General features: G+C 42.9%; 11 protein-coding genes, 1 tRNA gene and 1 rRNA gene. 5 read left to right on the top strand and 8 right to left on the bottom strand.

Annotation, left to right across the window (positions count from 1 at the left end; all coding sequences use genetic code 11):
* Nucleotides 1-160: 160 nt before the first annotated feature.
* From leuO to EXA13_RS10130, 6 genes are all read right to left on the bottom strand, one after another.
* Nucleotides 161-1123, bottom strand: a complete 963-nt coding sequence (leuO, locus tag EXA13_RS10155) for a transcriptional regulator LeuO (protein WP_238133081.1) — start codon at nt 1121-1123, stop codon at nt 161-163.
* Nucleotides 1124-1465: 342 nt separating this feature from the next.
* Entirely contained in the window at nt 1466-2515 is a 1050-nt protein-coding gene (locus EXA13_RS10150; protein WP_238133224.1) for an MJ1255/VC2487 family glycosyltransferase, read from the bottom strand.
* Nucleotides 2512-3045 carry a phosphatase PAP2 family protein gene (locus EXA13_RS10145; RefSeq protein ID WP_238133080.1) on the bottom strand — a complete coding sequence of 178 codons (534 nt, stop codon included), beginning with the start codon at nt 3043-3045 and terminating at the stop codon, nt 2512-2514. The genes EXA13_RS10150 and EXA13_RS10145 overlap by 4 nt, the downstream gene beginning before the upstream one ends.
* Before the next feature lie 152 nt (nt 3046-3197).
* Complete coding sequence (locus EXA13_RS10140) at nt 3198-6287, bottom strand: efflux RND transporter permease subunit (RefSeq protein ID WP_238133079.1); 3090 nt, start codon at nt 6285-6287, stop codon at nt 3198-3200.
* Entirely contained in the window at nt 6284-7591 is a 1308-nt protein-coding gene (locus EXA13_RS10135; RefSeq protein WP_238133078.1) for an efflux RND transporter periplasmic adaptor subunit, read from the bottom strand. The genes EXA13_RS10140 and EXA13_RS10135 overlap by 4 nt, the downstream gene beginning before the upstream one ends.
* Before the next feature lie 3 nt (nt 7592-7594).
* Nucleotides 7595-8245, bottom strand: a complete 651-nt coding sequence (locus tag EXA13_RS10130; protein ID WP_238133077.1) for a TetR/AcrR family transcriptional regulator — start codon at nt 8243-8245, stop codon at nt 7595-7597.
* A 402-nt stretch (nt 8246-8647) separates the two neighbouring features.
* On the opposite strand from EXA13_RS10130, the gene leuA reads away from it, so the two are divergent.
* The 5 genes from leuA (at nt 8648) to EXA13_RS10105 (ending at nt 14272) form a co-directional block, all read left to right on the top strand.
* Nucleotides 8648-10198, top strand: a complete 1551-nt coding sequence (gene leuA / locus EXA13_RS10125) for a 2-isopropylmalate synthase (RefSeq protein ID WP_238133076.1) — start codon at nt 8648-8650, stop codon at nt 10196-10198.
* Nucleotides 10199-10248: 50 nt separating this feature from the next.
* Nucleotides 10249-11340 carry a 3-isopropylmalate dehydrogenase gene (leuB, locus tag EXA13_RS10120; RefSeq protein WP_238133075.1) on the top strand — a complete coding sequence of 364 codons (1092 nt, stop codon included), beginning with the start codon at nt 10249-10251 and terminating at the stop codon, nt 11338-11340.
* 57 nt (nt 11341-11397) lie between these two features.
* Entirely contained in the window at nt 11398-12804 is a 1407-nt protein-coding gene (leuC, locus tag EXA13_RS10115) for a 3-isopropylmalate dehydratase large subunit (RefSeq protein ID WP_238133074.1), read from the top strand.
* A 20-nt stretch (nt 12805-12824) separates the two neighbouring features.
* A complete protein-coding gene (gene leuD / locus EXA13_RS10110; protein ID WP_238133073.1) occupies nt 12825-13427 on the top strand; it encodes a 3-isopropylmalate dehydratase small subunit in 603 nt (200 codons plus the stop codon).
* 65 nt (nt 13428-13492) lie between these two features.
* Nucleotides 13493-14272: a DUF547 domain-containing protein gene (locus EXA13_RS10105; protein ID WP_238133072.1), complete on the top strand. Its 780-nt coding sequence runs from the start codon at nt 13493-13495 to the stop codon at nt 14270-14272.
* 39 nt (nt 14273-14311) lie between these two features.
* Here the strand turns inward: EXA13_RS10105 and rrf are convergent.
* Nucleotides 14312-14427: ribosomal RNA gene (gene rrf, locus EXA13_RS10100) — 5S ribosomal RNA — on the bottom strand.
* Between the two features lie 34 nt (nt 14428-14461).
* Nucleotides 14462-14537: transfer RNA gene (locus tag EXA13_RS10095), tRNA-Thr, on the bottom strand.
* Nucleotides 14538-14703: the final 166 nt, after the last annotated feature.

The following is a 14703-nucleotide window of genomic DNA, read 5'->3' as shown; positions in this document are numbered from 1 at the left end:
CACTTGTAAGCTGTATTTTGAGCGCACAAGTGTACATTCAAGATGTCAAAAGACAACTGACCCGTATCAAACTTTTACAAAATCTCAGTGCGACAAAAATAAAAAAACCTTAGGTCAGAACTTTCCCTAACCTAAGGTCAAAGTAAAGTACGAATAAGTGTTACTTCAGAGCAACGACTTCGCCACAAGTCACCATCAGTTGATCTCGCAACCAAATGTGACCCTTATCTTTCTCGCTAGATTCATGCCAGCTTAGGTAACCATTGATGCTGGCATTTTCAAATGGGAAGCTCAGAATCTGTAGCTGATCTTTATTCGCCGCATGTTCAACCATCCAACGTGGAGCGATCGTCACTAATTCAGACTGCCCTACCACATAAAGTACATTACTTAAGCTGGTGCCTTCATAGCTCGGATGACAATCAAGATCACGGTACGCTTGCTCAGAGAAGCTGCGTTGCCCATGAACTTTTGACAATTTAGCATGTTGCTCAGCCACTAATGCCTCACGAGAGACTGAACCTTGGATTCGTGGATGAGATTTGGCTGTAACCACCACCAATTCATCTTGGAAAATTTCTGTGCTAGAAAAACCTTGTTCGTCAAAACGAGCATAATCAATCACAAAATCAATTTCTTGATAGCGCATACGTTCAGCCAATTTACGATCAAATTCAGCGTCTAAATGCAGTTGTACATGAGGCGCTTGCTCATGAATGCTCGCCATAATTTTAGGGGCAAAACGAATGTCACAAGGGCTACAAATGGCCAATTTAAATAAACGTGTTGAGCTTTCAGGAGAAAAGACTGAACTAGGTAGCTCATTACGAATTAATTGTAATGCTTGACGAATAGGACCAAACAGTTGGCGAGCACGCTGAGTCGGCTGAATACCACGACCTTGGCGCATAAAAAGCTCATCGTTAAACATGACTTTTAGTCGAGCAACCGCATTACTCACTGCAGGTTGAGACATACCCAAATTATGAGCAGCACGAGTAATATTTTGCTCTTGCATTACCGCGTCAAACACGGTGAGTAGGTTCAAATCGACACTTCGCAAAGTGCTTTCCATACGATAGCTAGCAATCGCGCTTATCGGATCTTTTTTATTGTTAAGCATTAAGTACGCCTCTTTTTTATTATTCAATTCGTCACTGGTGACAAGTTCAAATCAGATTGGCGAATAGAAAACCGAATTATTTATTATCCAGATAGTTTCTGGCTGAGTCGTACTATCAACCATTCATTTGTTGAATAGCAACACGATTGATAAAAAGTCAGTAAATTTTACCCAGTTAGAAAAAAATCCAATATATTTCAAAATATTAGCTTTTTATAAAAAAGATAAAAAATATTTTTATAGCGGTTTTTATAAAACATTGATGAGGCGAATGAATGCTAGTATGGGCAAAAACTAATATTCACAGCAAAGATAAGAGAGGATGGGTAATATATTTTAGAGCTAATTAATCACCGCATAACTTGGAAAGTCGACTTGCTGCCATAACCGGTCACATAACTCAGAATGATCATTCCATGCACCATTAATGACCCAATCAGCCACCGCACTGGCAACATCTGGATAGGTAACTCGCTCAGCATGGGACTCGTTAAGCCACTGGCTAATGGCAGAGGCATCCAAAAACTCCATACTGTTGGCTAGCCCTAATAGATCTAATGTCGCCACATTACTCTGCTGCTCAAACTGACCTGCAAGGGGTTTTAATAATAATTTTTTGCCGAGTGATAACGCTTCTGAAGGCAGTTCAAACCCTCCATTCGCAATCACGCCATTACATCGGTGTAAGTGGTATTGAAAAGAGCGATGACACAAAGGTTTTAACTCGATATTTTCGACCGTACTCTCTTCCAAGATGGTCGGGTGATAACACACAAATTGATGATGAGAGAAGCGGCTCAACAATTCACAGACTTGATGTCTCTCCTCAAATGGCAGATAGACCAAGATAAAACTATCATGTCCACCAATCGGCGATAATGGTGTATGAACGATGGGGGGTAAAATGGATTGATTAAAGTGATACCAATGAAGAGCTAGGTGATGATCAGCTGGAGCAAAATGCTGCAAAATCGCTTGATCAAGCCAAGTCGCCCCCTTAAGTGGCACAGAATAACGAAAAGCATTTTGATGACTCAAACTGATACAAGGTATTGATTGGAACTTTGCCGCCCATGCGCTAACGGGTTCAAAATCATTAATAACTAAGTCGTACCCCGAAAGATCGCATCGCTTCACTTCCTGAAAAAAAGTCCACAGGTTGGTCTGCATAGCCGTTTTTAAATAATCCACATGCCCCCGCTCAGTAACAAAACTTAAACCTCGTCGAGTATGAAAATCACCAAAGCACTCCATGGAAAAATAATCGGCTCTCTCTCTTCCGGAGAACAAAAAATCAACCGATACATTGCGTTGTGTAAAAGCCTGACTCATTGCTCTGGCGCGAGTAATATGACCGTTACCCGTTCCTTGGACGCCATATAGAATTCTCAAATCCATCCCTCCATTAGAGAGAGTGATAGCATGGCACAACTGGCCCCAAGTATCGCACCAATAATGACATCCGTGAGAAAATGTACGCCAAGCAAGATGCGAGCGGTGCCTATCAACCCTGCCCATAATAAAGCCAGAAAGAACAAAGGGGGATAGAAATGACCAATTAAGACTGCCATTAAAAAAGCAGCAGCGGTATGCCCTGATGGTAAACTATATCGGTCGGATGGCGTGATAAATGCCGTTAGTAACGGTGAGAAGTCTTCCGGTCGACGGCGCTGAAAACTATTTTTAAGCCCCCAATATACTGGTAGCTCGATTGCAAATGCGATGAGTCCAGCTGTTAAAAAAGTCGCTCCATTTAAGCCATCGCCCACCCAAGCGAGCAGCCCAAACATTAAGTATAGATGCCCGTCACCAGTATGAGAAATCGCTTTGCTAACTCTGGCGATAGGTTGGTTAAATTTATGATGTAGACAAAAAACAGAAAAGGCTAAATCTAATTTAGCAATCGGTTCAATTGCACGCATGCATCCCCCCTCCTTGATTGGGTTCTACCCTTTCAACATAGGTAAGATAGATGACAGGTCTGTGACTGTTTTTTGGTGAATCGATGAATTTAACCACAAAAGTGGCAAAATCCATCAAGACGCATCGACGAAGAAAACTTAAACAGTCATCCCTATTTTCGAACCCAGCCCCAATCGGATAGGACAAGGTACGCAGCAGGGATCATAAAGAGTACCAAAAGCGTGGAGGCAAAAATACCAAACACAATAGCCACTACCAGCGGCTGGATCACTTGCGCTTGTAAGCTGGTTTCTGAGAGTAAAGGCAGTAACCCCGCGGCGGTGGTCATTGAGGTAAGAAAGACCGCACGAAAACGCTCTCGGCTGGCTTGTACTACCGAATCATGCAGCGACAGCCCCTCATCAATATGATGACGAATATATTGCACCAATAGGATTGAGTCATTAACAACAATTCCAGCTAAAGAAACAAACCCCATCATACTCGGCATACTCAGTGGATAACCCAATAACCAATGGCCCCATATGACACCAATTAAGGCGAGAGGAATCGCTAACATGACAACAAAGGGTTCTAAATAACTGCGGAATTGATAGCTCAAAATAGCAAAAATACCAAATAAACCGATAAGAAAACCTTTAATCATTGAGCGGCCAGTCTTGGCGGTATCTTTCGCTTCTCCCTCAAAATCAAAGCGTAACCCAGGATATTTAGCCACAAGACGAGGGGCTTCATCACGCTGAAATTGATGAATAATTGCCGAAGAACTGACTTTGTGATTATCCACATCGCCAAACACACTCACGGTTCTCAGACCATTGATACGTTGAATCCTCACATAATTACGCTGGAACTGTAAACGAGCAATCGTAGCCAGTGGAATCTGGCTTCCATCAGACATTATGATAGGAAAATTAGCCAATTGCTGAAGATCGCTCGCTTCCGTTTTATTCAGACGCACATCGATAGCAATATTTTCGACACCTATTTGAATATCATCGGCAGTTTGTCCGAAAAAAGCGGACCGAAGTTGAGCTGCGACCATCTGGCCATTAACACCATAACGTTCAGCGCCTGGTGAAAGTTGAACCCGTATTTCTTCTTTGCCCATTCTCATATCATCCAATATACCCAATACGCCATCCAGCCCGTTAAGATACTGTTGGATATCCAATGATGCCGATTTAAGAGTCGTTAAATCATCATGTTGAACTCGTATATCAATCGCTCGTCCACCCGGGCCCATGGTGGGTTGTTTAAAAACCAAAGCGATGGGCTCAGCCAACTCTCCCACAGTTTCACGCCACGCATGAATAAAATCATCGATTTGACTATTACGCAGCTCTGCTCCCAGTAGATCTAACTTAACGGTGGCTAAATGAGGGCCAGATTCACTCGCATCGCTATTGACATTAAATTGAGTGGTGATGTGTTCAACTAAATCTCTTCCTTCTTCTGCCTCCTCACTCCACACTTGGTTCAGCCTTTTAGCCGCCTCAACAACCTGATCAACGACTCGCTCCGTCTGCGATAAGGATGAACCAGGAGGAAGAAGGATACGAGCCTCTGCCACATCACCATCCAACTCTGGAAAAGGTTGAAATTTCACCACCCCACCCACCACTAAAGCGATAGATATCAACAAAGTCGATAACACGCCCCCTAAAAATAGGTAACGAAACTGCGCCACTTTTTCGACAGCGTTGACTAAAGTGGTATGACGAAAGGCATCAAACTCTTTCAGCAACCGAACCTTAAGTCTCAACGGTACCGATACTTTGTGAGTTTGTTTAAGAGAATGAGCGAGGTGATTGGGTAAAATCAGAAAAGCTTCGACTAAACTGAGAGATAAGACCAAAATTAAGACTTGAGGCACCGCTTTTAGAACCGCCCCCATCTCTCCTTCTAAAAAAAGTAAGCTGCCAAAGATACACAGCGTCGTCAGAAAAGAAGACACCACCCCCGGCATCACTTTCTTAACCCCATTAATTACCGCTTCTTCAATTTTTTGACCTCGTTCAATATGAGAGGCCACCGACTCTGCAATGACAATGGCATCATCCATCATGATCCCGATTGCCATCAGCAAGCCCACCAATGACATAACATTAATGGATAACCCTAAATGAGCCATTAGAAATAGACCACCGAGAAATGCAACCGGCAACCCTGCAGCAACCCAAAATGAATAACGAAAACTAAAAAATAGCCACATGGTAGCGAAGACAAGAATAATGCCTTGCCAGCCGTTACGAACCATCATAGAAAGGCGATCCCACAGTACCGACGAAAGATCATTCGTCATGGCTAAGGTGATGCCCTCTGGCGCAAGCCGTTGTTGATCATCCACAAATTGGCTCACTCTCTCTTTGATTCTCAATGCATCATCTTGTTTGTTTTTACTGACTTTCAGTAGTGCTGAAGGATGACCATCAAACAAGATTTTTTGTTCATCTAATTCGAAACGATCAGTGATGGTGGCAATCTCTCCCAGATGGATCAGTGAACCATCGTTTCCAGCCGCTACTACAATCGTTTTAAGTTCATCGGGAGTGATGCGGCGTTCATCAAAACGAATTAAAAAGTTCTTTTCTACTGTCTCAAGGTTGCCACTCGGCAATTTAATATTTTGCTTACCTATCTGATCTGCAATATCCCCCACACTCAGCCCTAGCTGGCGAATAGCTTGCATATTCAATTCCACTCGATATTGATGATCGGAGAAGCCGCTGAGCGTCACCAGAGAAACGTCATAGTCGAGCTTTAGTATCCGTTTTAGCTGCTCAGCATAAGATTTAAGCTCAGGCCAAGGAAGATTCGCCATAATAGCCACATCCACGACAGGCTCATTCCAATCAATCTCTTGTACTATCGGCGACTCAATTTCTGTAGGAAAATCATTAATGGCATTAATTTGCGTTTGAACATCAACCAACATTCGACCGATGTCACTTTGATCCTTAAGTTTAAGGATCAAGCGAGCACGTCCTTCTACCGCTTCACACCGTGTTTCCTCAATATTTGCTAACCCATCAACCGCATCTTCCATTCGCAAACATAGGCTCTCCTCCACTTCTTGTGGAGACGCTCCGGGATAAACAATGCTGGCGGACAAATAAAGAGGGGTAAATTCAGGAAAAGTCTCACGTTTAATACTCGGTAATGACACAAAGCCAAGCATCAGCAAAAAAACCATTAATAAATTTGCCGCGGTGGGATGGCGAGCAAAGAAGGCAATCATCCGTCTATTCCCTCAACCTGATTTTCACGCAGTAACATACCTTCAACCGCAGGTAAAAGATCATTCAAAATTAAGCGCTGACCTGAGTTAAGATCACCACTAATCACGACCTGATCCGCTCGCCGATAACGAACAGTGATAGGTAGAATCTTCAATCGCTGATCATCATCCATAAGGTATATTTTATCCCCATGTAGGGCATGTTCAGGAATGACCCAAGCTCGATGTGACGGCCCTTCAAGGGTTATTTTCACAAACATACCATTTAAAAGCATAGGGTGGCGGCCTGAGGTAAACGTGTCAGGCTCTTGAGTGATTTCAAGAATAACCCCTACAGTAGCTTGGGCTGGAGCCACGGCTTCACTGATTCGCATCACTTGAGCAGGCCAACGAGCGGTAAAATGACCACTGCTTAATTCAACCATCGAAGTGACTAATGGCATCTCTTGTTGTAAAAGCCATTGATTTTGATCGATACCAGCAAAGCTTGAAAAAAGTGTCTGCATATCGTGAAGAGAGAACTGCGCATCAACCTCCATCACGTCAAGACCATGAGCCACAACCATCATTTGTTGAGTATTTACGACCTGACTCTCTTCAATATCCACCTGAGCAATACGCAATGTTTGAGGCAAAATAATTCGAGTTTTCTCTAACTGCCGCTCAGCTTCTTTGACCTTCCATTGATTCACATCGACGACCGCTTGTGCAACACGTTTTTCATCAGGAATTAAGGAAAGCTGATTTTCAATATCTTGAACCGCACTTTGCAGAGCGAGAGTGGTGAGCTTTCTCTGATCCAGATCTGACTGAGAAGCCCCCCCTTTTTTAACAAGGTTCTCAGTTCTTGCCAACTCAGCACGACTAAGTGCTAAGCGCTTTTGCTCAATCATTAATGTCTGCTGTAAATTAAACGCCTGCTGATTTAACTTCATTAAGGACGTTTGACTGGACTGAAGCTCAGCCTCCGCTTGACGCAGCTTTAACTGGTAATCAAACGGATCAATACGCAGTATCTCGGTGCCTTGCGCGAGAATTTGCCCTTTTTCCAACTGAGGATGTCGATAAACCACCTTGCCAGAAATTTCAGCAATCGCTTTCCATTCAACTTTTGGAGCCACATTCCCAAACCCAATCAAAAGTGGAGCAATAACGGTTTGTTCTAATGGCTGAATTTCGACCAGTCGAGCACGATTGCTGATCGGCTTGATTGGCAAATCCGGGCGTAATTTTATGGCAAAAAACAGCACCGCGATGCCTACCGCGAAAACAGGAAAGAAAAGTCGTTTACGATTGAGAATCATCGTTCAATCCTTATTGGCTGTTGGCAAAATAAAGCCTTGAGTCATCAACAAAATATTATGCTCATAGAGGCGTTCTAGAAATTCATCCGTCAACTCAATACCATGAACCGCAAATAATGCGGGAGGGGCTAAAAATGGAAATACCATTAAGCTGATATAAGAAACTCGACAAAGTTGAGGGTCCATCTCTGGGCGAATCACGCCTTGTTGCTTTAGCTTCTCAAAAATGATTTCTTGTACGGGTTGAGTGACATCAAAAATCACTTTTTCTACTAACTTCCGCTGGCTATCTGAAGACGGCATCTGCATCACTTGCATAACCAAACGGGGAAATTGGGGAACATTGAGCATCTCACGATAATAAGTACGCATTAAATCAGCGAGGTGTTTATGTGACCCCTCTACCACTAATTTGTGCATTTGCTGCTGCATCGGAATAAAGGTTTCACGCAACATGGTTTCAAACAACCCGGCTTTACTGCCAAAGTAATAGCGGATCATCGCGATATTGACACCCGCTTTTTGAGCGATTAATCGGGTAGAGACTTTGTCATAAGGCATAACAACAAACAGTTCCCTTGCATAGTGAATCAGCCGTTCTCTCGCATGGGTAACGTTATTGGGGCGTCCAACTTTCCTCAAGCTTTCTTCCACGATTCAAAGCTCTATATATATTAATTAATCAATTGATTAATTATAGAGCGGTGAGTCATCCCTCGATACTTTTATTATTCATCACACATTCACTAAGTGATGAAATAGTTTTAAGTGGATTTTTGACAAAAATAAATTCGATATGAATAAAAAAGCAACTTAATGGTTGACGTGTTAGGTTGAGTGCGGTACTAATTTGTTAACTTAATAGTGTGGAATGTTACTGATGACATCACGTTTTTCTCTCCTGCTGGGCCTACTCCTTATCGTGAACCATTCGCGCGGGTAGATTGTGGAAGAAAAATAACACACAAGATTACATAGAACCCGCATCGAGATGCGGGTTTTTTTATAAGTATATTCAGGAAGTAAACGATTAACTGTCGAGATCAGGGAGCCAATATGAGCGATCAAGTTATTATATTCGATACCACATTACGTGATGGTGAACAGGCATTGTCTGCCAGCCTTACAGTAAGAGAAAAACTACAAATCGCCTATGCTCTTGAACGACTAGGAATCGATGTCATTGAAGCCGGTTTTCCCGTTTCCTCTCCCGGGGATTTTGAATCCGTTCAAACGATCGCCAAACATATTAAAAACAGCCGAATTTGTGCCCTTTCTCGAGCGGTAGAGAAAGACATCGATGCCGCTGCACAAGCATTAAAAGTGGCTGAGGCTTTTCGGATTCACACCTTTATCTCAACCTCTACCATCCACGTTCAAGACAAGCTACGCCGCAGCTATGACGATGTTGTAGAGATGGCCGTTCACGCAGTTAAGCATGCTCGTAACTATACTGATGATGTTGAGTTTTCTTGTGAAGATGCAGGAAGAACCCCCATTGATAATCTATGTCGAATGGTGGAAGCGGCCATTAATGCCGGTGCATCAACCATTAATATTCCTGATACCGTTGGGTATACTGTTCCAAGTGAATTTGGTGGCATCATTCAAACGCTCTTTAACCGAGTTCCGAACATAGATAAAGCCGTAATTTCTGTCCACTGCCATGATGATTTAGGAATGTCTGTCGCTAATTCCATAGCTGCCGTTCAAGCCGGAGCCCGCCAAGTAGAAGGGACCATTAATGGTATTGGTGAGCGTGCTGGTAACTGTGCTCTAGAAGAAGTCGCCATGATCTTAAAAACTCGCCAAGACCTTTTGGGGGTTAGCACTAACATTCAACACGAAGAGATCAGTCGAACCAGTAAATTAGTTAGCCAACTGTGCAACATGCCCATTCAAAGTAATAAAGCCATTGTTGGAGCAAATGCCTTCAGCCACTCTTCAGGCATTCACCAAGACGGTGTATTAAAAAATAAGAACACTTATGAAATCATTACTCCTGAATCGATCGGGCTAAAAAATCAGGTACTCAACTTAACCAGTCGCAGTGGTCGAGCTGCTGTTAAGAGCCATATGGATTCAATGGGTTATAACGAAAATGAGTATAACCTTGATGCATTATATGAAGACTTTCTAAAACTTGCCGATCGTAAAGGTCAAGTTTTTGATTATGATCTAGAAGCATTAATGCACTTTTCAAATCTACGTGAAGAAGATGATTTTTATAAATTAAACTACCTTAGCGTACAATCGGGTAGCATCATGGCAACCACAACGATTAAGCTGCAATGTGGTGAAGAAGAGAAATGTGAGGCCGCCGTAGGAAATGGCCCCGTCGATGCCCTTTATCAATGTATTTATCGTGTCACTGGGTATGAAATTGTACTGGACAAATTTGACCTAACCGCAAAAGGGGAAGGGGAAGATGGGTTAGGCCAAGCCGATATTATCGCTCACTATAAAGGTCGAAAATATCATGGTACCGGTGTCTCGACCGATATTGTCGAAGCATCAGGACAAGCCTTGCTTCATGTCATTAACAGTATTCATCGAGCCGATCAAATTGCTGAGATAAAACAGAATAAAAAAATCGCTACCGTATAAATTTTAGCGTTAGCAAACACAATTTAAATAAAAATTAGAGAAGGACGACTATGACGAACAAAAATTACCGGATCGCCGTTTTACCCGGTGATGGTATTGGCCCAGAAGTCATGCAGCAAGCTCATAAAGTGCTGGATGCGATTGAACAGAAGTATCCATTAACGTTTACACGTGAAGAACATGATGTAGGTGGTATCGCCATCGATAATCATGGTTGTCCACTTCCAGATTCAACTTTGCAGGCTTGCGAACAAGCCGATGCAGTTTTATTTGGCTCTGTTGGTGGACCGAAGTGGGAACATTTACCACCGAATGATCAACCTGAGCGTGGAGCTTTACTGCCATTACGTAAACATTTCCAATTATTTTGTAATTTGCGCCCCGCTCAAATTCATCGTGGGTTAGAAGCATTTTCACCGCTACGTGCAGACATTTCTGCACGAGGCTTTGATATTGTCGTTGTGCGTGAATTAACAGGAGGTATTTACTTCGGTCAACCAAAAGGACGCGAAGGCGAAGGCGCCAATGAAAAAGCGTTTGATACTGAAGTATATCACCGCTTTGAAATTGAACGAATTGCTCGTATCGCCTTTGAATCCGCTCGTTTACGTCGTAAAAAAGTCTGCTCTATCGATAAAGCAAACGTATTGCAAAGTTCTATCTTATGGCGTGAAGTCGTGACAGAAATGAGCAAAGAATATCCGGATATCGAGCTATCGCACATGTATATCGATAACGCAACGATGCAATTAATCAAAGATCCCGCTCAATTTGATGTCATGCTTTGTTCAAATATCTTTGGTGATATTCTCTCCGATGAATGTGCGATGATCACCGGTTCAATGGGTATGTTACCTTCTGCTAGCATGAACGAAAGCAATTTTGGATTATATGAACCAGCCGGTGGCAGTGCCCCCGATATTGCAGGAAAAAATATCGCCAACCCTGTCGCACAAATCCTCTCGGCCGCCCTCATGCTACGTTATAGTCTAGGCGAAGAACAAGCCGCGCAAGCGATTGAATCGGCGGTGAGCCAAGCACTTGAAGCTGGAGAACTGACGGGTGATCTCTCTAGTGGAAAGCCCGCACTCTCAACCAATGAAATGGGCGATGTTATCGCAAGATATATTCTAAACGCATAGTATTTAGAGCCGACAAAGATCGGCTCCAATTGGCTCATTGAGCTCAAGGAAGAAGCAATGTCAAAAGCAAAAACCTTATACGAAAAAATTTATGACGCTCATGTGGTCGTTGCCGCAGAAGGTGAAAACCCGATTCTGTATATTGACCGTCATCTAGTCCATGAAGTCACCTCACCTCAAGCCTTTGATGGTCTACGAGAAAAAGGAAGAAAAGTTCGTCAAGTCGAAAAAACGTTCGCCACGATGGATCACAACGTATCAACCACCACCAAAGACATTAATGCCTCCGGTGAAATGGCACGCATCCAAATGGAAACTCTCTCCAAAAACTGTGCAGAATTTGGAGTCACTCTTTATGATTTAAATCACAAATATCAAGGCATTGTTCATGTCATGGGTCCAGAGCTTGGTATTACTCTACCAGGAATGACGATTGTTTGTGGCGACTCTCATACCGCAACACACGGAGCATTTGGTTCACTCGCGTTTGGTATTGGTACTTCAGAGGTTGAGCATGTACTCGCAACTCAAACACTGAAGCAAGCTCGTGCTAAAACCATGAAAATTGAAGTCAAAGGCAAAGTTGCACCTGGCATTACGGCTAAAGATATTGTGTTAGCTATCATAGGTAAAACGACTGCAGCAGGTGGTACTGGCTATGTTGTAGAATTTTGTGGTGAAGCGATCCAAGATCTCTCCATGGAAGGCCGAATGACCGTCTGTAACATGGCAATTGAACTTGGCGCGAAAGCGGGCCTGATCGCACCAGATGAAACGACCTTTAATTATATTAAAGGACGCAAATTTGCTCCTCAAGGCGATGATTTTGAAGCCGCTGTTGCCTATTGGAAAACTCTCGTCACCGATCCAAACGCTGAATATGATGCAGTTGTCACTCTTGATGCTACAGAGATCAAACCTCAAGCAACTTGGGGCACTAACCCCGGACAAGTTATTGCTGTTGATGAGAAAATTCCTTCACCTGATAGCTTTAGTGATCCCGTTGAGAAAGCATCAGCAGAAAAGGCACTGGCCTATATGGGCCTAGAAGCAGGAAAATCCTTGTCTGATTATCAAGTGGACAAAGTGTTTGTTGGCTCTTGTACCAACTCCCGAATCGAGGATATCCGCGCAGCTGCAGCGGTAGCCAAAGGCAAAAAAGTCGCCCCCCACGTGCAGGCTCTGATCGTGCCGGGCTCTGAGCAAGTAAAAGCCCAAGCTGAAGCCGAAGGGTTAGATAAAATTTTCATTGACGCTGGTTTTGAATGGCGTTTACCCGGTTGCTCAATGTGCTTAGCGATGAATAATGACCGATTAGGCCCAGGTGAACGCTGCGCATCCACATCAAACCGAAACTTTGAAGGAAGACAAGGTCGAGCGGGTCGAACTCACTTGGTGAGTCCAGCAATGGCAGCTGCAGCCGCCATTGCTGGGCATTTTGTCGATATTCGTCAATTTAACTAATTTAGAGAGGAAAGAGAAATATGTCAGGTTTCCAAACTCATACAGGCTTAGTCGTTCCTCTTGATGCTGCGAATGTCGATACAGATGCCATCATACCCAAACAGTTTTTACAAAAAGTGAATCGCATAGGATTTGGTAAACACCTTTTCCATGATTGGCGATTTTTAGATGACGAAGGTCACCAACCCAACCCTGATTTTGTGATGAATGAGCCTCGTTATCAAGGAGCGAGCATTCTACTTGCTCGTGAAAATTTTGGGTGTGGTTCCTCAAGAGAACATGCCCCTTGGGCGCTCGCTGATTATGGAATTAAGGTCATGATCGCACCAAGCTTTGCAGACATCTTCTATGGTAACTCAATCAATAACCAGATGGTTCCCGTTCGTTTAACAGACCAAGAAGTTGATGATCTTTTCCAGTTTGTACACACTAATGAAGGAGCCCAAATCACCGTTGATCTTGAGGCTCTGACCATTCATGCAAACGGAAAAACCTATCAATTTGAAATAGACGAATTTCGTCGTCATTGCTTGTTAAACGGCTTAGATAATATTGGGTTAACGCTGCAGCATGAAAGCAAAATTGCCATTTATGAAGCAAATATACCAAATTTTTTAAAATAAAAAATCGTAAGGGCTGCCAAGGGTGGCCCTTTTCTTTACCTATCACTATAACCTTGATATTGCTTATGAAATACCTAATTTCACTACTTGCCTTATGCTTTTCACAGTCACCTCTTGGAGCACCTAAACCTGATTTATGGGATTACTGGAATAAAAGTGATGAACATAGCCAAATGGTTATTTCTCACCATTCATGGCAAATAATGCTCGACAACTACCTCATTCAACATGATCAACAAACATTATTTGCTTACGCTCAAGTTAGCCAAGATGATCAAGAAACACTTCAGAACTACTTAAACCAGCTAAGCCAGTTCGATCCAAGAAGGCTGAATAAGCGAGAACAATATGCTTATTGGATAAACCTCTATAATGCACTGACAGTAAAAATTATTTTAGAAAACTATCCTCTAACCTCTATTACTAAACTTGGAGGCTGGTTTCAGTTTGGTCCCTGGGATTTACCTCTCATCACAATTCAAGGACAAGATCTAACTTTAAATGATATTGAACATCGTATCCTTAGACCAATATGGCAAGACCCCAAGATTCATTATGTACTCAACTGTGCCAGTCTAGGGTGCCCAAATCTTCAAGCTAAAGTTTTTACGGCGAAAAATATAGACAGTCAGTTAGAAGAAGCAGCGCAAGCATTTATTAACAGTACGAAAGGTGCACAATTCAAAGAATCAAGCTTGATTCTTTCTACCATCTATAAATGGTATGCGGATGACTTTGGTAATAAAGCTCAACTATTACAACATCTGAGTAGGTATCGTCCAGAACTCTCTCACTATACAGGAAGAATTCGTTATGAGTACAATTGGTCATTAAACGATATATAGCAAAAAGCCCCTACATTACTGCAGGGGCTTAGTATATGAACCTGGCGATGTCCTACTCTCACATGGGGAAACCCCACACTACCATCGGCGCTACTTCGTTTCACTTCTGAGTTCGGCATGGGATCAGGTGGGTCCAAAGTGCTATAGTCGCCAAGAAAAATTCTACTGGTAATTAACTACCTAAATAACTGGTGCTGATACCCAGAATCGAACTGGGGACCTCATCCTTACCAAGGATGCGCTCTACCGCCTGAGCTATATCAGCAGATCTCTTTTCAACTGCTAGTTCGCTTATCATTTTAGCGCTAGAGTTTCGCCTTATAGATAATTAAACTTATCTATAATACAAAATTAAAAGCCTGGCGATGTTCTACTCTCACATGGGGAGACCCCACACTACCATCGACGCTGTTTCGTTTCACTTCTGAGTT

The sequence above is a fragment of the Vibrio cincinnatiensis genome (assembly GCF_022113815.1).
In the GTDB taxonomy this organism is placed as follows: domain Bacteria; phylum Pseudomonadota; class Gammaproteobacteria; order Enterobacterales; family Vibrionaceae; genus Vibrio; species Vibrio cincinnatiensis_A.
Note: the sequence above shows the minus strand (reverse complement) of the source record. Positions and strands in the feature narration are given on the sequence as shown.

Coding starts and splice junctions, on each gene's coding strand:
- leuO (WP_238133081.1), bottom strand. CDS start 1,123: ATGCTTAACAATAAAAAAGATCCGATAAGCGCGATTGCTAGCTATCGT.
- EXA13_RS10145 (WP_238133080.1), bottom strand. CDS start 3,045: ATGCGTGCAATTGAACCGATTGCTAAATTAGATTTAGCCTTTTCTGTT.
- EXA13_RS10140 (WP_238133079.1), bottom strand. CDS start 6,287: ATGATTGCCTTCTTTGCTCGCCATCCCACCGCGGCAAATTTATTAATG.
- EXA13_RS10135 (WP_238133078.1), bottom strand. CDS start 7,591: ATGATTCTCAATCGTAAACGACTTTTCTTTCCTGTTTTCGCGGTAGGC.
- leuA (WP_238133076.1), top strand. CDS start 8,648: ATGAGCGATCAAGTTATTATATTCGATACCACATTACGTGATGGTGAA.
- leuB (WP_238133075.1), top strand. CDS start 10,249: ATGACGAACAAAAATTACCGGATCGCCGTTTTACCCGGTGATGGTATT.
- leuC (WP_238133074.1), top strand. CDS start 11,398: ATGTCAAAAGCAAAAACCTTATACGAAAAAATTTATGACGCTCATGTG.
- leuD (WP_238133073.1), top strand. CDS start 12,825: ATGTCAGGTTTCCAAACTCATACAGGCTTAGTCGTTCCTCTTGATGCT.
- EXA13_RS10105 (WP_238133072.1), top strand. CDS start 13,493: ATGAAATACCTAATTTCACTACTTGCCTTATGCTTTTCACAGTCACCT.